Raw genomic sequence first — 17,132 nt, forward strand, 5'->3', positions numbered from 1 at the left:
GCCGGAGGGACCTAGCCCATCAATTTGCGGGTGAAGTCCACCAGCCCGGTCTGACGGGCACGGCGCAGCCGTTCTGCCTGCAGGACATGGTGCACCTGTTCGAAGCAGCGGTCGATATCGTCATTGACGACGACATAGTCATAGCCGTCCCAATGGCTGATCTCGGCCCGGGCGCGGTCCATGCGGCCCTGGATCACGTCCTCGCTATCGGTGCCGCGCGAGCGTAGCCGGCTTTCCAGCGCCCCGATGCTGGGTGGCAGGATGAAGACGCGCACCACATCCACTTCCATGCGCTGGTAGAGCTGCTGCGTGCCTTGCCAGTCGATATCGAACAGGAAGTCCTGCCCGTCCTTCAGCCCCTGCTTCACCTCGGCCTTGGGCGTGCCGTAGGAGTTGCCGAACACCACCGCCCATTCGAGGAATTCGCCATCCTCCACCATGCGGTCGAAAGTCGGCTGGTCGACGAAGACGTAGTCCTTGCCGTCCACTTCGCCCGGGCGTGGCGCGCGGGTGGTGACGGATACCGACATGCCGATCCCGTCCACTTCCGCCAGCAGCTTGCGCGCGATGGTGGTCTTGCCCGCGCCCGAAGGCGAGGAGAGGATGAACATCAGCCCGCGGCGGGCGAGATTGCTGGAATCGGCCATAAGCGCTCTTGGACCAAGGCCCCTGCGCTTTTCAAGGGGCGGGCGCGATCAATCCTCGACGCGGTCGAGCAATTCGGCATCGCCCTGGCTTTCCGCAGTGTGACGTGACCTGCCGCGGTCATACAGCGCCTTGGCAATAAGCCCGGTGGAGACCACCAACGCGCCGGGAACCGAGCGGGTGGCGATCTTGGCCACCGCGATCGAGGCGAGCGTCAGCGTCACCGGGCGGTTCTTCACCATCTGCCGGGCAGTCTGCTTGCCGTATCGGCCTTTCAGGAAGCTGCGCTCGACGAAATTGCGCAGCAGGTAGGATCCGGTGCGCATCACGATATCGGCCATCAGCAGGTTGGCGGCCGGATTGTCGGTGGCGCCGGTAACCTTCTTGTCCTCGTCCACCTTCACCAGCGCCTTGCGCGACTTGCGGGAGCGAAGGACCATCTGGCGGTCCGTCCTACTTCTTCTTGCCGAAGTCCACGGTGACGACGTTGGAGCCATCCTCGCTCACCGCGGCCGGGCCTTCATCACCACCATCGTTTTCCGGATCGTCATGCTCGGTCGGCTCGACATCGCTGGCGGCGGCCTGGAATTGCAGTCCGAAATCCACCGCCGGATCGACGAAGGCGGTGATCGCGGCAAAGGGGATCACCAGTTCCGCCGGACGCTGGTTGAAGGACAGGCCGACGGAAAAGCCATCGGCATCGACTTTCAGGTCCCAGAACTTGTTCTGCAGCACGATGGTCATTTCATCGGGGAAACGTTCGCGCAGATCCTTGCGGATATGCACGCCGGGCGCGCCGGTCTTGAAGGTTATGTAGAAGTGATGTTCGCCCGGCAGGACGCCGCCGGCGGCCTCCACCTCTCCCAGCACGCGGCCCACCACGGCGCGCAGGGCTTCCTGCACGATTTCGTCATAAGGGATCAGGCTGTCGGGCGTTTCATCGCTCATAATGGCGCTTGGTTACTATTAACGCGCCCCCGGTCAAGGCGAAACGGGACATGCATCCACATGCGAATCCTTGCGTAAGGGTGATTCGCGCCTATAGGCAGGCGCATGAGAACGGGCCGGATAGAGCGAAAGACTGCGGAAACGGACATCCTCGTCGAGGTGAACCTCGACGGGACGGGAAGTTATGACATTTCCACAGGGATCGGCTTCCTCGATCATATGGTGGAGCAATTTTCGCGCCATTCGCTGATCGACGTGACGCTGAAGGTTAACGGCGATCTCCATGTCGACCAGCATCACACCACCGAGGATAGCGCCATTGCGCTGGGTCAGGCGCTGGGTCAGGCGCTGGGCGACAAGGCGGGTATCGGCCGTTACGGCGAGGCGCATTCGCCGATGGACGAGACGCTGGCGCGCGTGGTGGTCGATATCTCCGGCCGCCCCTGGCTCGAATGGAAAGCCCGTTTCACACAGGAAAAGCTGGGTGAATGGGATACCGAGCTGATCGAGCACTGGTTCCATTCCGTGGCGCAGTCCGCCGGGCTGACGCTGCATTGCCAGGTGCTCTACGGCGTGAACAACCACCATATCTGCGAAGCGCTCTACAAGGGTTTCGCCCGCGCCATGCGGCAGGCGGTCGAACTCGACGCGCGCAAGGGCGGGGCGGTGCCTTCGACCAAGGGGCAGCTTGGTGGCTAAACGGCGACAGCCGCAAGGCCGACCGGCCGCCCGCAGCGGCGGCAGCTTGCCTGCCCGTCTAGCGAGGACCGCGCGCCCGGATGGGCGTGCGGAAAGCTAAGATGTCGGAGGCTATTGCGCTAATCGACTATGGCGCCGGTAACCTGCATTCGGTCCATAACGCGCTGAAAGCCGCCGGGGCGCACCATGTTTCGGTGACCGCCGACCCCAAGCTGGTGCTGGGCGCGAAGCGTATCGTGCTACCCGGCGTGGGCGCGTTTGGCGCTTGCCGCGAGGGGCTGTGGGGCATCCCCGGCATGGTCGAGGCGCTGGAACAGCGCGTGCTGAAGGACGGCGTGCCTTTCCTAGGCATTTGCGTGGGCATGCAATTGCTCGCCACGCGCGGGCTGGAGCATGGCGAGACGCCGGGCCTTGGCTGGATCCCGGGCGATGTGAAGCTGATCGAGCGCACCGATCCCGCCATCAAGATACCGCATATGGGCTGGAACGACGTTCTCCACGCGCATCACGGCGACGGGTCGGAACTGATCGAGGAAGGTGAGGCCTATTTCCTCCATTCCTACCACTTCCGGCCGGAAGAAGGCCATGACGTGGCGGCAATGACCGACCATGGCGGCGGCCTCGTGGCAGCCGTGGCGCGCGACAATATCCTCGGCGTGCAATTCCACCCGGAAAAGAGCCAGAAATACGGGCTGGATTTGCTGGCAAGGTTCCTCGAATGGAAGCCGTGAACAATAGCAACATCCGTCATCCCCGCGAAGGCGGGAATCCAGGGCTGCTAGGTGCCTCGCCCCGCTGGATTCCCGCCTTCGCGGGAATGACGAAGAAGGGTAAGCCAGTACGATGATCGTTTTCCCTGCCATCGACTTGAAGGGCGGCGAAGTCGTGCGCCTTGCCGAAGGCGATATGGACCGCGCCACCGTCTATGGCGACAATCCCGCCGCGCAGGCCATGCTGTTTGCAGAGGCCGGGGCCGAGCATCTCCACGTTGTCGATCTCGACGGCAGTTTTGCGGGCCGTGCCGAAAACCGCGAGGCGGTGGAGGCGATTGTCGAGGCGTTTCCCGGCTATGTGCAGCTGGGCGGCGGCATCCGCGATGCGGCGGCGGTCGAAGGTTGGTTCAATCTCGGCGTTGCCCGCGTGGTGATGGGCTCGGCCGCGCTGAAGGACCCCGAATTCGTCAAGGACATGGCGCGCGCATGGGAAGGCGGCATCGTCGTCGCCGTCGATGCGAAGGACGGCATGGTCGCAACCGAGGGCTGGGCGGAAGTGTCCGACGTGCCCGTGGTCGACCTCGCCCGCCGGTTCGAGGATGCGGGCGTTGCCAGCCTGCTCTTCACCGATATCGGGCGCGACGGCATGCTGAAGGGCTGCAATGTCGATGCGACAGTGGACCTCGCCCGCAGCGTGGACATCCCCGTGATCGCCAGCGGCGGCGTGAAAGGCCTCGACGATATCCGCATGCTCGCGCTTCATGCCGATGAGGGCATCGAAGGCGTGATCACCGGCCGCGCGCTTTACGAGGGGCGGTTGGACCTCGCGACGGCGATTGCGATGGCCAACCGGTGATGATGGTGGTTCTGCTTTTCCTTGGAATTGCTGTGCTTGCAGCATGGTTTCTTGTCTCAGGCTTTCGTTCCCAAACCATGACTGCAATGGGGGTGCCATATGGACGATGGAGCCTCGTTGATCGACCAAGCCTGTTCTGGATGGCTGCGATCTTCAACCTGTTGGTGCTCATCTCAGGATTGCTTTTGCTCATTGATGAGGTGAAGCAATGACCGTTCGAATCCGCGTAATTCCCTGCCTCGACGTGGCCGATGGCCGCGTGGTGAAGGGCGTCAATTTCGTCGACCTGAAGGATGCCGGCGACCCGGTGGAGCAGGCGCAGGCCTATGATGCTGCCGGGGCGGATGAGCTGTGTTTCCTCGACATTTCCGCCAGCCATGAGGGGCGCGGCACTTTGCTCGATATCGTGCGGCGCACGGCGGAGGTGTGCTTCATGCCGCTGACCGTGGGCGGCGGCGTCCGCTCGGTGGAGGATGCGCGCGCGCTGTTGCTGGGAGGCGCGGACAAGGTGGCGGTCAATTCCGCCGCGGTCAGCCGCCCCGAAGTGGTCACCGAAATTGCCGAGAAGATGGGCAGCCAATGCATCGTCGCATCGGTCGATGCGCGCTGGGTCCACGACCATTGGGAAATCTTCACGCATGGCGGCAGGCGCGAAACCGGGATCGATGCGGTCGAACATGCGATCAGGCTCGCCGAAATGGGCGCGGGCGAATTGCTGGTGACCAGCATGGATGGCGACGGGACGCAGCGCGGCTACGACCTGAAGCTCACCCGCACCATTGCCGATGCGGTGTCCGTCCCCGTGATCGCCAGCGGCGGCGTGGGCACGCTCGACCACCTGGTGGAAGGCGTGACGGAGGGGCATGCGAGCGCGGTCCTTGCCGCCAGCATCTTCCATTTCGGCAAGCACACGATTGCCGATGCGCATGCCGCCTTGCGCGCCGCCGGACTTCCTGCACGTAGTTAACAAAATCTTGCGCCCAGTCCCAAGCCGGGACGGTCGCGAGGGGCTGATTGCGGGAATCGCGCGGGAGGCGGAGAGCATTTCCCATGATCACCCGCCTTCACGCAGCCCTCGCATTCTTCCTTTTGGTTCTTGCCGCGCCCGCCGCTGCGACCGGGGAAAGCGCGCAGGTGCCCGAAGGCTCCAGCCTTACGCTGTTCGCGCTGGGCCTTGCCGGCCTGATCATCGGCCGCCGTTTTGCGACCAAGAAGCCCGACGATACGCCCGACGGCGAATAAGTCGCGACTGCTGGCGGCTTGACTGCGCGGCCCCGGCTGCGCATTCCCGCTGGCCATGGATATTCTCGAACATCTCGAACAGGTGATTGCCGATCGCGCGGGCGCTTCGCCCGACGAAAGCTATGTCGCCCGCCTCAACGCCAAGGGCCTTCCCGTCATCGCCCGCAAGCTGGGCGAGGAGGGCGTGGAGGCCGCCGTGGCGCTCCTGTCCGGCGACGATGAGGAGCTGGTGGGCGAGGCCGCCGATATCATCTTCCACCTGCTGGTGGCGCTTAAGGCGCGCGGCCTGCTGCTTGCCGATGTGAAGGCGGAGCTGGCGCGGCGTGAGGGGGTCTCGGGGCTCGTCGAGAAAGCATCGAGGAGCGAATGATGGCGATCGATCCGCGCGAACCCTACGATCCCGACAACATCTTCGCGAAGATCCTGCGCGGGGAAATTCCCTGCAACAAGGTGTACGAGGACGATCACGCGCTCGCTTTCCACGATATCGCCCCGCAGGCGCCGGTCCATGTGCTGGTGATCCCCAAGGGCGAATATGTTAGCTGGGACGATTTTTCCGCTCGTGCGCCCGAGGGTGAGATCGCCGGCTTCATTCGTGCCGTGGGCCATGTCGCGCGCGAGCTGGACCTTGTCGATCCGGGCTACCGCCTGCTCGCCAATATCGGCGCGCATGGCGGGCAGGAGGTTCCGCACCTGCATGTCCACCTGTTCGGCGGCAAGCCGCTGGGACGGATGATTTCGGGCTGAGACGAGTCGCGACAGGGGCAGGGCGAGCAAATCGCGCTTGCCGCGCGAGTCGGCCGCCCGCTATTCACCCATGGTGATGGGAGACATGCCGCAACCGCCGACGGGGATATTCGAGGGGCAAAGCCACCTCTTTCCCTTGCGTATCTATTACGAGGATACGGACCTTTCCGGCCTCGTCTATCACGCCAACTATCTGAAATATGCCGAGCGTGCCCGGTCCGACCTGTTGCGCCTGCTGAATATCGACCAGCGCGCCGCGCATGAGGCGGGTGAGGGCAATTATGCGGTGGCCGAGGCGAATATCCGATTTTTCGCGCCCGCGCGGCTCGATGATTCACTTACCGTTCAAACGCGATGTGTGGAACTGAAGGCCGCCAGCGTGCGTTTGGCGCAGGTGATCATGAGGGGGGACGACAAATTGGTGGAAATCGCCGTGCGCGTCGGCTTCATCGCCCCTAATGGACGCCCGCGCCGCCAACCGGACGAATGGCGCAAAGCCTTCGACAATTTCTTCGCGAAAGAGACTGAATGACCTCGCTTGACCTTCTGGCCGCGGCGGGTGCCGCGGCGCCCACGCGGCTCGATCCGCTGGATCTGTTCCTCGATGCCGATATCGTGGTGCAGCTTGTCATTATCGGCCTCATCCTCGCCTCGATCTGGGTGTGGATGATCATCGTCTCCTTCTCGCTGAAGATGGGGCACACGCGCAGCAAGTCCGCCGCTTTCGAGCAGGAATTCTGGACGCATGACGATCCCGAAACGCTGCTTGCGCGCGACAAAGGGGACAATGCCTCGGGCCGTGTGGCCGCAGCCGGGCTTAACGAATTCCGCCGTTCGACCAAGGCGGGCCTGCGCGACAAGCAGGGCGCCCTTCATCGTATCGCGCTGGCGATGGAAGGCCAGGTGGCCGTGGAATCTGACAGGCTGGCAGACCGGTTGAACTTCCTCGCCACCACCGGCTCCGTCGCGCCTTTCGTGGGGCTGTTCGGCACCGTCTGGGGCATCATGAACAGCTTCTTCCAGATCGGCATGCAGAATAATTCCTCGCTCGCCGTCGTGGCGCCGGGCATTTCCGAGGCACTGTTCGCCACCGCCATCGGCCTGTTCGCGGCCATCCCGGCGGTAATCGCCTACAACCGCTTCTCCTCCCGCGTGGACAATTTCGAAGCCAAGCTGCAGCGCTTTGCCGACCGTGTGCAGGCGCAGGTCAGCCGCGAGATGGAGCGCGCATAAATGGCCATGGGCCTCACTTCCTCCTCTCGCGGGAGAGGGCGGTCGAAGCGCCGCGCGCCGATGGCGGAGATCAACGTCACGCCTTTCGTGGACGTGATGCTGGTGCTGCTGATCATCTTCATGGTCACCGCGCCCTTGCTGGCGAGCGGCGTGCCCGTGGAGCTGCCCGAAAGCCGCGCCAATCCGCTGGAGCAGGATCCCGACCAGATCACCATCTCGATCGACAATGCGGGCTTCATCTATATCGACGATGCGCCGGTGGAGCCGGGCGGTTTTCCCGCCGCCCTGGACGCATTGGCGGCAAGCGGCGGGCCGCGTCCCCCTGTGGTGACTTTGCGCGCCGATACGACGCTCGATTATGGCCGCGTGATGGCGGTGATGGGCGAGCTGAACCGCGCGGGTTTCAACGCGATATCGCTGGTCACCAGCGGTTCATCCGAAGCGCCATAGCGGACGCCTGATATGGCCCCATTCGCCACACTCTCCCGTGAAGAAAAGACCGGCCTCGTGGTCGCGGGGGCGGCGCATGCGGCAATCCTGGTGGCGCTGATGGTGCAGGTGGGGAGCGAGCGCGACTTCACCCCGCCGCAGCGGATCGACGTGTCGCTGGCCACCGATGTCAGCCTTGAATCCACCGCGCCCGATCCTTCGGACCAGCCGGCCGCCGCGATGGCGCCCGAACTGTCCGACCTGCCTTCGCAGGAGAGTACGCCGCTGGAAACCGTGGTGCCCGAGCCGGTGACCCAGCCGACCACCGCCCCGCCGCGCCCCGCGCCCTCTCCGCGCACGCAGCGCGTCGCGCAGCCGACGCCTACGCCCACTCCGCGTGCCACGCAGACGCAGGCCCCGCGCCCGCAGCCCACGCAAACGCAGCGGGCCACCGGGTCGCGCCTCAATGACAATTTCCTTGAGGGCATGAGCGATTCCACCGGTACGCAAGGCCAGGCGGGCGAGCGGCCCAGCGCGCAGCAGCAGGCGAGCATCGACGCCGCCATTATCCGCCAGCTGAAGCCGCACTGGACCCCGCCCTCGGGTGTCGAGGTCGAGCGGCTGGTTACCCGCGTGCGCTTCCGCCTCAATCGCGATGGATCGCTCAACGGCACGCCGGAGGTGCTTGCCACCACGGGCGAGACCGACGCCAACCGCACGCAGGTGAACCGCCACCGCGAACAGGCGATCCGCGCCGTGCGCCTCGCTTCTCCTTTCAATTTGCCCGAACGGTTCTATTCCGGTTGGAGTACAGTGACCGTCAATTTCAACAATGAGCTGGCCCAATGACCATCCGATTTGCCCTTTCCGCAACGCTCGCCGCATTCGGCCTGACGCTGGCCGCGCCCGTTGCCGCGCAGCAGCTGACCTTGCCGCAAGAAGAGCTGGAGACGGTCGAAACCTCCGACAATGGCGGCACCGAAGTCACCGTGACGGCGGAAAGCTGGCAGGATCTCGGCATCGCGATTGCCAGCTTCGCTACCAATGCTGATGTCTCCACTCCCGCCAACGCGCAGGGCACTGCGGCGCTGGGGCATGAGCTGGCGCGGATCGTTTATGCCGACCTGCGCAATAATGGCCTGTTCCGCCCGGTCGGCCCCGATGCCCTGCCGCGCCCGACCTATCCGCAGATCACTGCGCCTTCCTGGGGCACGTGGCGGGGCCGCTCTGCCGAGATGCTGGTGCATGGCTATGTCCGCGCAAACGATGACGGGCGGCTGACCGTCGGCTGCTACCTCTATGACGTGGTGCTGGAGGATGAGCTGGTGCGCGAGGGCTGGGTGGTCGCGCCCGCCGAATGGCGCCGCGCCGCGCATAAATGCGCCGACCTTGTCTATTCGCGCCTGTCGGGCGAGGATCCGTTCTTCGACAGCCGCATCGCCTATATCGCCGAGACGGGGCCGAAGGATAACCGCACCAAGCGGCTCGCCATCATGGACAGCGACGGGGCGAACCATCGCTTTATCACCAATGGCCAGTCGACTGCGCTCACCCCGCGCTATTCGCCCGACTATTCGAAGATCGCGTACCTGTCCTACTCGGACGGCAATCCGCGCATCTATGTCTATGACGTCGATAGCGGGCGGCAGACGCTGGTGACGCAGAGCAGCAATCCCACCTTCGCCCCGCGCTGGAGCCCGGACGGGCGCTACCTGCTCTATTCGATGGCGGTGGCCGGCAATACCGATATCTACCGCGTGCCCGCCACCGGCGGCACACCGATCCGGCTGACCTTCAGTCCTTCGATCGAGGTGGGTGGTTCCTATTCGCCCGACGGCACACGCATCGTGTTCGAAAGCGACCAGTCGGGCGCGCAGCAATGCTACATCATGAATGCCGACGGGTCGAACCAGCGGCGCATCAGCTTCTTCGGCGGGCGCTGCGCCACGCCGGAATGGAGCCCGCGCGGCGACCAGATCGCCTTCACCCATATCGTCGGCGATTTCCATATTGCGGTGATGAACACCAATGGGCGCAATATGCGCACCCTGACCAATGGCTGGCAGGACGAAGCGCCGACCTGGGCGCCCAATGGCCGCATCATCCAGTTCTTCCGTAGCGCGCGTAATTCAGGCGATTCGACGATCTGGCAGGTGGACCTCACCGGCGAGAACGAACGTCGCCTCAACACGCCGGTGGGGGCTTCAGACCCGGCCTGGGGACCGGTTCTGCCGTAAATGCGTTATAATACCCCAAGGGTCCAAGGGATTTGGTTCTTCAATGAGGAGTCTGAGAAATGAAACTTAATGCCGTCATGATCGCCGCCACCAGTGTCCTGGCATTGGCGGCTTGTTCCAAGAAGCCGCCCGAAGAGCTGCCGCCGGTGCAGGAAACGCAGGCACCGGTTGCCGCCACGCCTACACCCACTCCGCCCGCAGGGCCGGTGGCCGGCTCGCAGGAACATTTCGCCCGCGCAATGGCGGGCCGCGATGTGATCTTCTTCGATACCGACAAATACGATATCGACAGCGAGGATGCCGCCGCGCTGCGCGCACAGGCAGAATACCTGCTGCAATTCACCAATGCCCGCGCCACCGTGGAAGGCCATGCCGACGAACGCGGCACGCGCGAATACAACCTGGCTCTGGGTGAACGCCGCGCCAATGCGGCCAAGAACTACCTCGTCAGCCTGGGCGTGGCGGAAAACCGCCTGCGCACCGTCAGCTATGGCGAGGAACGTCCGGCCGCGACCGGCTCCAACGAGCAGGCATGGGCGCGCAACCGCCGTGCGGTGACGGTGATGATCCGCTGATCAGTCGGCGATGAAGGGCAGGTCCACGCTGGCCTGCCAGTGGACGGGCGCGGAAGCTTCGGCATTCGCGCCCGTTCCCGTTTGTGCGGGGGCAGCGAACAGCACGAAGGCTACCATCGCGAAGATGGAGAATGCGGAAGAGATGGCCAGTTGCTTGCTCACGGCGAATGCGTCCATTGGTTGTCTGTGAAACCACCAAATAGGCGGTCCGATTTATATTGCAATGCAGCATTGGTAAGGAATTGTAACAGGGTGCCATGCGGCGAAATGCCGCAAATCCACCCCCAAGCCGCCTTCCAACCTTGCGCGGCAGGCCCTATAGTGGCCGGATGCTCAAAGGCAGGTTAACCTGATGGCGCGCTCCGGACGATCGGTGGACTGGGGCTTCCCGCGCTGGCGTGGCTATGATGCCAGCCGGGACGCGGTGGAGATGCGCATTTGCGACCGGCACGGCTGTAACGAGCCGGGCGATTGCCCCGCTCCCAAGAGCCCCAACAGCCCCGAACGCTGGTATTTCTGCCAGAAGCACGCGGCTGAATACAACAAGGGCTGGGACTATTTCGAAGGCCTCGACAAGGAGGAGGCCGCCCGCCGCGCCAAGTCCGAACAGGCCGAAAGCGCCGGCTATGCCGAAGCGCAGCACTACGGCTGGAGCGGCAGCGGCGATGGCAGCCGCAGCGCCGATGAAATGCGCGCGCTCGAAGTGCTCGAGCTCGAAGCGGATGCCTCCTTCGACGACATCAAGAAAGCCTGGCGCGCCAAGGCCAAGGAAGTGCACCCTGACGTTCGTCCTGGCGACGCGGAGGCGGCCAAGGCCTTCCAGGCCTACCAGCTCGCCTATGAGGTCCTGCGCCAGGCCGAGGAACGGCGCGAGTGGAAGGGCTAGCGCTTCCCGGGCCAGCATGGCGAATTTTCAAGCCATCCTCGCCCTAGGTAGTCATACGGGACTTAATCCCTGAAACCGTTTAGCCATGATGGGCTAAGCCGTCGTCAAGACACGGGGAGCCGAATAATTCTGTCGCGAAATCCGCCTCTGACGTCGGACAAGAATCTGCGCATGGCGGTTATGCTGCTGGCGCTCGCCGTTGCCTTTGGCGCGCTGGCATGGGTGGGCATCGCCCTTACGCGCGATGAAGGGCGGATTGCCGCGGTATGGTTTTCCAATGCGCTGCTGGTGGTTGCCATGCTGCGTCTCGACCGGCGCTGGATGCTGCCCGGCATGGGCCTTGCCTTTGTTACGAACATCCTGGCCAATCTCGCCTGGCACGACCCGCCGCTGCAGGCGCTGGGGCTGGCCATGGCCAACCAGCTGGAAGTGCTGCTGGTCCTATGGGCCCTGCACCGCATGCGCTGTGCTCCGCCCGACTTCTGCAATAACCGCCACACCATCACATTCGCCGTGATTGCCCTGCTGGCAGCGGCGTGTTCGGGGCTTGTCGCCGTACTCATCCTCGCCCCGCAGGGCTTGGACGCCTCGGTATCGCTATGGTGGAGTTGGGCCCGCGCCGATGCGCTGGGTCTGGCGCTGCTGGTACCGGCGCTCAGCCTGATTATCGACGGCTGGAAGGAGCGGCACCGGCTAACCCGGCGCAAGCTGGCAGAGGCGCTGGGCATCATCGCCTTCGGCTCTGCAGTCAGTATCTACACTTTCTGGCAGACCGACTATCCATTCCTCTTCCTCGATGCACCGGTGGTGCTGCTCTATGCCATTCGCCTGGGGCCCGTCGGCAATGCCATCGCCATCATCAACCTCGCCATCATCGCTTCCGTCGCCACGACGCTGGGCCACGGCCCGATCAACCTGATGAACGGAGGTCTGGGCGAGAAGCTGATGGTATTGCAGGTCTTCCTTGCCAGCAGTTTCGCCATCGGGCTGCCGATCGCCGCGCTCTTGCGGCGCGAGAGGCAGATGGTGGCAGACAAGGCGATGTTCCTCGCCAGCATCAGCCACGATATCCGCACGCCGATGAACGGCGTGATCGGCTTTGCCGAATTGCTGCGCCATGGCGAGCTCAAGCTGGAACAGCAGCAGCTGGTGGACCGCATCTCCGAAAGCGGGGAGACCATGGTCTGCCTGCTCGAAGACCTGCTCGATTATTCCAAGATGGAGGCGGGCCGCCTCGAACTGGAGGATGGCGAAGTCGACCTGCGCAAGGACCTGACCTTTGCCGCCGGCCTGTTCGAGCCGCTTGCCCGCGCCAAGGGCATCACCATCGAAAGCGACCTCGATCCCCACCTTCCCGCGCTGGTCCGCGGCGACAGCGTGCGCCTGCGGCAGGTGCTGATCAACCTTGTCAGCAATGCGGTGAAGTTCACCGACAAGGGCAGTGTCACGCTCTGCGCCCGCATCCAGCGCGGCGTGATGGCGTCGCAATTGCTGATCGAAGTGCGCGATACCGGCATCGGCATTCCCGCCTCCGCGATCGAGCGGATCTTCGGCAAGTACGAGCAGGTCGACAAGCAGGCCGTGCGCGGACGCGGCGGGGCGGGGCTGGGCCTCGCCATCTCGCACCAGCTGGTTCGGCTAATGGACGGCTCGATCACCGTGCAGTCGGATCCAGGCAGCGGAACCACTTTCCTGGTCACGCTGCCGCTGCGCGAAATCCGCCAGCCGCAGCTGGACGCCGAGGTCCCGCTATCCGCTGCAGCCTGAAGCCGCTGCCGCTCGAAACGGTCGCCAGTCAGGTCAGGGCGTCGTGTCCTGCATGACCAGCTGGCCCACATATTTGCGGCCATCGTCATGCGAGATGGAGAAGACCAGCGCCGCTTCCTCGCGATTGGGGCCGGCCAGGAAGCCGATCAGCGCGCCGGAAAATCCGCTGCCATTGTCGACAAGCGTTGTCGCCCCTTGCGAGAATGTCCCTGCATTGGTGAGGTCGGCATCGACCGGCAATGTGGCGACCAGCGCCGGGCCCGATCCGCTATCTTCGAAAATCCGCAGTGTACCCACGACCGCATCCTCACTGGCATCGACGGTGAGCGTGGTCACTTCGCCCACGGCCTCTCCATCAGGCGTAGTGCCGGGCGTGCCGCCGTCGATCACGGGCGTTCCGGTATATGCGATATCGGCGTCGATCGTGTCGGTCGTGGAGACTGGATTCAGCACCAGGACCACGCGGGTGCTGCGAATATCGCCCGGCTCGGTGCCGACGATGCCGCTGTCTTTGCGTTCATAGGAAGCCGAAAGGACATTGGTGAAGGGGCGTTCCAGCACCAGCCGCTCGTCACCGTCCACATAGGTGCGCGAATTGGCAGTCGAGCCGGCAAGGTCCGCCGCATCGAACTCGACCGGTGAGGACAGGTCAGGGAAGGCGAATTGCGCCGTCTCCGGGTCAACCGCGAAGGACACGCCGGCAGTCGCATTCACGCGTGCCGCATCGCTGAAGACCTCCGCTCCGCCCGTGGGCGTGAAGTAGGCATAGATATAGGCCCGCGACGTGCCGATCGCGAAATCTTCGGTGAAGTCGAAGTTGACCGAAGTCGGCGTGGGAGTCGGAGTGCCCGTGCTCGTCGGTGTAGGCGTAGGGGTGGGTGTAGGGGTGGGATCGCTGCTGCCGCCGCAGGAAGCCAGCAGCGCCCCGCAGGCGGCGGCTCCCAGCAGGAAGCGGAAGCGGCGGCGCAGGGTGGTTCGATGATTGGTCAAGGCTGTGATCCCGTCAGAATGAAGCCCCGCGTCTTTAGCGGGGGGCGGCGAAGATGGGCAAGGGCGTATACCCGGGTTTCCCTTTATTTGACCGCCGCGAATATGGCTGGCGGATGAACACGGCGGAGCATTTGCCTCAGAAGGCCAGCGCCACCAGCCAGCACACGCCCACCACCAGGAAGATGCCGCAGAAATCGAGGATCAGGCCCGCCCCGACCATGCGGCCCAGCTGGATGCGCCCCGTCGCCCAGGCGATGGCATTGGGGCCGGTGCCCGCCGGCAGCATGAAGCCCCAGCTGGCGGCCATGGCGGCGGGGAGTGCAATCAGCAGCGGGTCCGCTCCCAGCGCGAGGGCGAGGCTGGCGACCACCGGCATGATGCCGCTTGCCGTAGCCACATTGCTGGCGAACTCCGTCACCAGCACCACCATTGCCACTACGGCGAGGGCCACGAGTATAAGCGGCACGCTGGCGAGCGGCAGCAGAGCCTCTCCAAGCCATGCGGCAAGGCCCGTGCGGCCCATCGCGCCGGCCAGTGCCAGCCCGCCGCCGAACATCATGATCACGCCCCAGGGCGCGCGGTTCGCCTCGTCCCACATCAGCATGCGGCGGCCGGTCCCGTCGGGCAGGATGAACAGCGCCAGGCTGGCAAGGATGGCGATGGTGCCATCGACCAGCGATCCCTCGGGCACGAAGGGAAGCAGGAAGGGGCGCAGCATCCAGGCGAGGAAGGTCACCGCGATCACCGGCACCAGCCGCTTTTCCGCGACAGTCCACGGCCCGTGCGGATCGATCGCTACGCGCGCCGCGGCGGCATCGAAGGGATGGCTTCCCACCTGCTGCACCTTGCCGATTATGAAGGCGGCGAGCGGGATGCCCAGCACCGCGATCGGCACGCCGAATGCGGCCCATTGGGCAAAGGAGATTTCGTAACCCGTCGTCTCCTTCAGCAGCGCCACGCCAATGGCATTGGTGGGCGATCCGATGATCGTGCCGAGCCCGCCAATGCTGGCGGCAAAGGCGATGCCCATGGGCAGTGCGCCGCTGAGACCCAATTTGTGTCCTACCGCTTCGCTACTTGAGGACGTGCCTCCCGCAAGCACCGCCAGCGCCATCGGCATCATGATCAGCGTGGTCGAGGTGTTGGAGATGATGTTGGACAGGATCGCCGCCGAGACCATGAAGGCAAGCAATATGCCCATCGCCCCGCCGCGATCGCCGATGGCGTTGAGGATGAACAGCGCCAGCCTTCGGTGCAGGCCGGTCCGCTCGATCGCCAGCGCGATGAAGGCACCGCCCAGCAGCAGGAACAGGATCGGCGAATAGTAATCGCCGGCCACCTCGTTCGCGGTCCCCGCTTCGCTGAAGGGCAGGACGATGAAGGGCAGCAGTGCGGTGGCGGTGAGCGGGATCGCCTCGGTCATCCACCAGGCGGCCATCCACACCACCAGCCCGGCGACATGCCAGGCTGGCTGTTCCATGCCTGCAGGTGCGGGCAGGATCAGCGTGGCGGCAAAACCCGCCAGTCCCACCCAGAAGCCGATGCGGCTGGCGCGCGTTGATGCCGGTATTTCCGGTGACAATTGGCTCTCCCCTCGAATGGCTGTAGCCTACCGTCCGGGACGCGATCGGCAAGGGAGTGTGCAATGAGTTCTGGCAAGGTTCTGGGGATTGGCGGCGTGTTCCTGCGCTCGACCGATCCGGCGCGGCTGGCAGCCTGGTATCGCGACCAGCTGGGTTTCAACGCCACCCAGAGCGGCAGCCCCACGCCTGATGGCGAATGGACCTGGGAGCAGGAGGGCGGCCATACCGTCTTCGCCGCCTTTGCTGCCGACAGCGATTACTGGCAGGCGGAGCGGCAAGTGATGCTGAATTTCCGCGTCGCGGGGCTCGACGACCTCCTCGACTCGCTGGCGGAAGCCGGCGTCGAGGCGAGTCGGCACGAGGAGATCGAGGGCGTCGGCCGTTTCGCCCGCATCCATGATTGCGACGGCAACCCGATCGAATTGTGGGAGCCCGCAGGCTAGGAGCTCAAGCGCCCAGCAACCGGTCGAGCAGCGGTTTGCGCCGCCCGCGCCGCGGGGCCTGCCCGCTCATTTCGAACAGGTAATTTCCCAATTGTACCGACTGGTTACGGTCGAGTACGAAGCGGTGCTTGTGCACATCTTCGCGATGATGCGGCGGCGGCTTGGAAACCGTTTCCACCGTCAGAACCATCCGCTGGCCGAGATCCTCGACATGCCAGCCGACCAGTGCGCCGTGCATTGTGTCACGCCGTTCCGTGCCCATAATTGCTTGTCCTCCCTAGCTCGGCACCAAGAATGCCGCAGCCGGTGGGAGCCATGCAACTCCCCCTCGGTGGATAAGTCCCGTAATGGGCCAATAGTCGATGGCCGAATTGGCGGTTGATTTCCTCGAATCGCGAAGGGGCGCTTTCGCCCTCGTCCTCCTGCGCGATCGCCGGAGCAGCGGCAGCGAGCATCATGACGGCGGATACGGTACAGGAAACGCGTTTCATCGGACCTCCCCTTCCTTGCCCAAGACTTGCCGAAAGCCCCTGAACCGCAAGTGAAAAGGGCGCGACCCTTGCGGATCACGCCCCCTTTGGTGATTTGATCGGGAACCGCGCTTACTTCGGCGCGAGCACCATCAGCATCTGGCGGCCTTCGAGCCGCGGGAATGCCTCGACCTTGGCGATTTCCGCCACGTCGTCCTGCACCCGCTTGAGCAGGTCCATGCCCAGGTGCTGGTGCGCCATTTCGCGGCCGCGAAAGCGCAGGGTGACCTTCACCTTGTCGCCATTCTCGATGAACTTGTTCACGTTGCGCATTTTCACATCGTAGTCATGCGTGTCGATGTTCGGGCGCATCTTCACTTCCTTGATGTCCTGCGTCTTCTGGCTCTTGCGGGCCAGGTTCGCCTTTTTCTGCGCTTCGTAGCGATACTTGCCGACATCGAGGAACTTACACACGGGCGGGTCTGCATTGGGCGAGACTTCGACCAGGTTCAGCCCCACATCGGCTGCCTGCTCGATCGCTTCCTGCGTGTAGAGAACGCCGATATTCTCGCCATTCTCATCAATGACGCGAACCTTATCGGACTGGATCATATTATCGTATCGTGGGCCGGACTTGACCGGCGGCGTGTTCATGCGCCGTGGTGGACG

Annotated in this window: 25 protein-coding genes; 17 read left to right on the top strand and 8 right to left on the bottom strand. The window is 64.3% G+C overall.

The genetic code is table 11. The annotated features are described in order from the left end of the window. Window positions 1-11 precede the first annotated feature (11 nt). The 3 genes from gmk to E5222_RS13250 are packed head-to-tail and all read right to left on the bottom strand — an operon-like array spanning window position 12 to window position 1,593. Complete coding sequence (gene gmk, locus E5222_RS13240) at window positions 12-647, bottom strand: guanylate kinase (protein ID WP_136694246.1); 636 nt, start codon at window positions 645-647, stop codon at window positions 12-14. 48 nt (window positions 648-695) lie between these two features. After that, window positions 696-1,085 (bottom strand): hypothetical protein, encoded by a 390-nt coding sequence (locus E5222_RS13245; protein ID WP_136694247.1) that lies wholly within the window; start codon window positions 1,083-1,085, stop codon window positions 696-698. Window positions 1,086-1,098: 13 nt separating this feature from the next. Then, window positions 1,099-1,593 (bottom strand): SspB family protein, encoded by a 495-nt coding sequence (locus tag E5222_RS13250; protein WP_136694248.1) that lies wholly within the window; start codon window positions 1,591-1,593, stop codon window positions 1,099-1,101. Window positions 1,594-1,698: 105 nt separating this feature from the next. Between E5222_RS13250 and hisB the strand changes: the two genes are divergently transcribed. The 14 genes from hisB to pal all read left to right on the top strand — a co-directional run bounded on the left by hisB (window position 1,699) and on the right by pal (window position 10,324). Then, entirely contained in the window at window positions 1,699-2,292 is a 594-nt protein-coding gene (gene hisB / locus E5222_RS13255; protein ID WP_136694249.1) for an imidazoleglycerol-phosphate dehydratase HisB, read from the top strand. Between the two features lie 101 nt (window positions 2,293-2,393). Beyond that, window positions 2,394-3,023 carry an imidazole glycerol phosphate synthase subunit HisH gene (hisH, locus tag E5222_RS13260; protein WP_136694250.1) on the top strand — a complete coding sequence of 210 codons (630 nt, stop codon included), beginning with the start codon at window positions 2,394-2,396 and terminating at the stop codon, window positions 3,021-3,023. Between the two features lie 112 nt (window positions 3,024-3,135). Next, window positions 3,136-3,861 carry a 1-(5-phosphoribosyl)-5-[(5-phosphoribosylamino)methylideneamino]imidazole-4-carboxamide isomerase gene (gene hisA, locus E5222_RS13265; RefSeq protein ID WP_136694251.1) on the top strand — a complete coding sequence of 242 codons (726 nt, stop codon included), beginning with the start codon at window positions 3,136-3,138 and terminating at the stop codon, window positions 3,859-3,861. After that, window positions 3,861-4,073: a hypothetical protein gene (locus tag E5222_RS13270; protein ID WP_136694252.1), complete on the top strand. Its 213-nt coding sequence runs from the start codon at window positions 3,861-3,863 to the stop codon at window positions 4,071-4,073. Before hisA ends, E5222_RS13270 begins: the two co-directional genes overlap by 1 nt. Beyond that, complete coding sequence (hisF, locus tag E5222_RS13275; protein ID WP_136694253.1) at window positions 4,070-4,828, top strand: imidazole glycerol phosphate synthase subunit HisF; 759 nt, start codon at window positions 4,070-4,072, stop codon at window positions 4,826-4,828. Before E5222_RS13270 ends, hisF begins: the two co-directional genes overlap by 4 nt. An 83-nt stretch (window positions 4,829-4,911) precedes the next feature. Continuing rightward, window positions 4,912-5,103 carry a PEP-CTERM sorting domain-containing protein gene (locus tag E5222_RS13280; RefSeq protein ID WP_136694254.1) on the top strand — a complete coding sequence of 64 codons (192 nt, stop codon included), beginning with the start codon at window positions 4,912-4,914 and terminating at the stop codon, window positions 5,101-5,103. 55 nt (window positions 5,104-5,158) lie between these two features. Then, the gene (locus tag E5222_RS13285; RefSeq protein WP_136694255.1) at window positions 5,159-5,473 is read left to right on the top strand and encodes a phosphoribosyl-ATP diphosphatase; all 315 of its coding nucleotides are present in this window, start codon (window positions 5,159-5,161) and stop codon (window positions 5,471-5,473) included. Next, window positions 5,473-5,850 carry a histidine triad nucleotide-binding protein gene (locus E5222_RS13290; RefSeq protein ID WP_136694256.1) on the top strand — a complete coding sequence of 126 codons (378 nt, stop codon included), beginning with the start codon at window positions 5,473-5,475 and terminating at the stop codon, window positions 5,848-5,850. The genes E5222_RS13285 and E5222_RS13290 overlap by 1 nt, the downstream gene beginning before the upstream one ends. A 70-nt stretch (window positions 5,851-5,920) precedes the next feature. Then, window positions 5,921-6,382 carry a YbgC/FadM family acyl-CoA thioesterase gene (locus E5222_RS13295; protein ID WP_136694352.1) on the top strand — a complete coding sequence of 154 codons (462 nt, stop codon included), beginning with the start codon at window positions 5,921-5,923 and terminating at the stop codon, window positions 6,380-6,382. After that, on the top strand, window positions 6,379-7,083 hold the full coding sequence (gene tolQ, locus E5222_RS13300) for a protein TolQ (protein ID WP_136694257.1): 705 nt from the start codon (window positions 6,379-6,381) through the stop codon (window positions 7,081-7,083). Before E5222_RS13295 ends, tolQ begins: the two co-directional genes overlap by 4 nt. Next, a complete protein-coding gene (locus E5222_RS13305) occupies window positions 7,084-7,533 on the top strand; it encodes an ExbD/TolR family protein (protein WP_136694258.1) in 450 nt (149 codons plus the stop codon). A 12-nt stretch (window positions 7,534-7,545) separates the two neighbouring features. Next, on the top strand, window positions 7,546-8,361 hold the full coding sequence (locus E5222_RS13310; RefSeq protein WP_136694259.1) for a TonB C-terminal domain-containing protein: 816 nt from the start codon (window positions 7,546-7,548) through the stop codon (window positions 8,359-8,361). Continuing rightward, a complete protein-coding gene (gene tolB / locus E5222_RS13315) occupies window positions 8,358-9,749 on the top strand; it encodes a Tol-Pal system beta propeller repeat protein TolB (protein WP_136694260.1) in 1,392 nt (463 codons plus the stop codon). Before E5222_RS13310 ends, tolB begins: the two co-directional genes overlap by 4 nt. Before the next feature lie 59 nt (window positions 9,750-9,808). After that, a complete protein-coding gene (gene pal, locus E5222_RS13320) occupies window positions 9,809-10,324 on the top strand; it encodes a peptidoglycan-associated lipoprotein Pal (RefSeq protein ID WP_136694261.1) in 516 nt (171 codons plus the stop codon). Here pal and E5222_RS16600 read toward each other — a convergent pair whose 3' ends face one another. Beyond that, window positions 10,325-10,486 (bottom strand): hypothetical protein, encoded by a 162-nt coding sequence (locus E5222_RS16600; protein ID WP_169053596.1) that lies wholly within the window; start codon window positions 10,484-10,486, stop codon window positions 10,325-10,327. Between the two features lie 190 nt (window positions 10,487-10,676). Between E5222_RS16600 and E5222_RS13325 the strand changes: the two genes are divergently transcribed. After that, complete coding sequence (locus E5222_RS13325) at window positions 10,677-11,210, top strand: J domain-containing protein (RefSeq protein WP_136694262.1); 534 nt, start codon at window positions 10,677-10,679, stop codon at window positions 11,208-11,210. Window positions 11,211-11,381: 171 nt separating this feature from the next. Continuing rightward, complete coding sequence (locus E5222_RS13330) at window positions 11,382-12,977, top strand: ATP-binding protein (protein WP_136694263.1); 1,596 nt, start codon at window positions 11,382-11,384, stop codon at window positions 12,975-12,977. A 33-nt stretch (window positions 12,978-13,010) separates the two neighbouring features. On the opposite strand, the gene E5222_RS13335 is transcribed toward E5222_RS13330, so the two are convergent. Both E5222_RS13335 and E5222_RS13345 read right to left on the bottom strand, forming a co-directional pair. Beyond that, a complete protein-coding gene (locus E5222_RS13335; RefSeq protein ID WP_169053561.1) occupies window positions 13,011-13,967 on the bottom strand; it encodes a hypothetical protein in 957 nt (318 codons plus the stop codon). Window positions 13,968-14,103: 136 nt separating this feature from the next. Beyond that, a complete protein-coding gene (locus E5222_RS13345) occupies window positions 14,104-15,549 on the bottom strand; it encodes an SLC13 family permease (RefSeq protein ID WP_425456260.1) in 1,446 nt (481 codons plus the stop codon). Window positions 15,550-15,612: 63 nt separating this feature from the next. Between E5222_RS13345 and E5222_RS13350 the strand changes: the two genes are divergently transcribed. Then, window positions 15,613-15,993, top strand: coding sequence for a VOC family protein (locus E5222_RS13350; protein ID WP_136694266.1), 381 nt, complete (start codon window positions 15,613-15,615; stop codon window positions 15,991-15,993). 4 nt (window positions 15,994-15,997) lie between these two features. Here the strand turns inward: E5222_RS13350 and E5222_RS13355 are convergent, their stop codons facing one another. Then, complete coding sequence (locus tag E5222_RS13355; RefSeq protein ID WP_136694267.1) at window positions 15,998-16,255, bottom strand: hypothetical protein; 258 nt, start codon at window positions 16,253-16,255, stop codon at window positions 15,998-16,000. A 340-nt stretch (window positions 16,256-16,595) separates the two neighbouring features. Further along, complete coding sequence (gene infC / locus E5222_RS13360) at window positions 16,596-17,117, bottom strand: translation initiation factor IF-3 (RefSeq protein ID WP_136694268.1); 522 nt, start codon at window positions 17,115-17,117, stop codon at window positions 16,596-16,598. Between the last annotated feature and the right edge of the window lie 15 nt (window positions 17,118-17,132).

It is taken from the genome of Alteraurantiacibacter aquimixticola (genome assembly GCF_004965515.1).
GTDB classification, from domain to species: domain Bacteria; phylum Pseudomonadota; class Alphaproteobacteria; order Sphingomonadales; family Sphingomonadaceae; genus Alteraurantiacibacter; species Alteraurantiacibacter aquimixticola.

Bases quoted from the DNA above. Each gene is read 5' to 3' on its own strand.
- E5222_RS13270 (WP_136694252.1), top strand. From the start codon at position 3,861: ATGATGGTGGTTCTGCTTTTCCTTGGAATTGCTGTGCTTGCAGCATGG.
- hisH (WP_136694250.1), top strand. From the start codon at position 2,394: ATGTCGGAGGCTATTGCGCTAATCGACTATGGCGCCGGTAACCTGCAT.
- gmk (WP_136694246.1), bottom strand. From the start codon at position 647: ATGGCCGATTCCAGCAATCTCGCCCGCCGCGGGCTGATGTTCATCCTC.
- E5222_RS13285 (WP_136694255.1), top strand. From the start codon at position 5,159: ATGGATATTCTCGAACATCTCGAACAGGTGATTGCCGATCGCGCGGGC.
- hisA (WP_136694251.1), top strand. From the start codon at position 3,136: ATGATCGTTTTCCCTGCCATCGACTTGAAGGGCGGCGAAGTCGTGCGC.
- E5222_RS13280 (WP_136694254.1), top strand. From the start codon at position 4,912: ATGATCACCCGCCTTCACGCAGCCCTCGCATTCTTCCTTTTGGTTCTT.
- E5222_RS13355 (WP_136694267.1), bottom strand. From the start codon at position 16,255: ATGGGCACGGAACGGCGTGACACAATGCACGGCGCACTGGTCGGCTGG.
- E5222_RS13295 (WP_136694352.1), top strand. From the start codon at position 5,921: ATGGTGATGGGAGACATGCCGCAACCGCCGACGGGGATATTCGAGGGG.
- E5222_RS13290 (WP_136694256.1), top strand. From the start codon at position 5,473: ATGGCGATCGATCCGCGCGAACCCTACGATCCCGACAACATCTTCGCG.
- hisF (WP_136694253.1), top strand. From the start codon at position 4,070: ATGACCGTTCGAATCCGCGTAATTCCCTGCCTCGACGTGGCCGATGGC.
- hisB (WP_136694249.1), top strand. From the start codon at position 1,699: ATGAGAACGGGCCGGATAGAGCGAAAGACTGCGGAAACGGACATCCTC.
- E5222_RS13350 (WP_136694266.1), top strand. From the start codon at position 15,613: ATGAGTTCTGGCAAGGTTCTGGGGATTGGCGGCGTGTTCCTGCGCTCG.
- E5222_RS13250 (WP_136694248.1), bottom strand. From the start codon at position 1,593: ATGAGCGATGAAACGCCCGACAGCCTGATCCCTTATGACGAAATCGTG.
- tolQ (WP_136694257.1), top strand. From the start codon at position 6,379: ATGACCTCGCTTGACCTTCTGGCCGCGGCGGGTGCCGCGGCGCCCACG.
- E5222_RS13330 (WP_136694263.1), top strand. From the start codon at position 11,382: ATGGCGGTTATGCTGCTGGCGCTCGCCGTTGCCTTTGGCGCGCTGGCA.
- E5222_RS13325 (WP_136694262.1), top strand. From the start codon at position 10,677: ATGGCGCGCTCCGGACGATCGGTGGACTGGGGCTTCCCGCGCTGGCGT.
- E5222_RS13310 (WP_136694259.1), top strand. From the start codon at position 7,546: ATGGCCCCATTCGCCACACTCTCCCGTGAAGAAAAGACCGGCCTCGTG.
- pal (WP_136694261.1), top strand. From the start codon at position 9,809: ATGAAACTTAATGCCGTCATGATCGCCGCCACCAGTGTCCTGGCATTG.
- E5222_RS13245 (WP_136694247.1), bottom strand. From the start codon at position 1,085: ATGGTCCTTCGCTCCCGCAAGTCGCGCAAGGCGCTGGTGAAGGTGGAC.
- tolB (WP_136694260.1), top strand. From the start codon at position 8,358: ATGACCATCCGATTTGCCCTTTCCGCAACGCTCGCCGCATTCGGCCTG.
- infC (WP_136694268.1), bottom strand. From the start codon at position 17,117: ATGAACACGCCGCCGGTCAAGTCCGGCCCACGATACGATAATATGATC.
- E5222_RS13305 (WP_136694258.1), top strand. From the start codon at position 7,084: ATGGCCATGGGCCTCACTTCCTCCTCTCGCGGGAGAGGGCGGTCGAAG.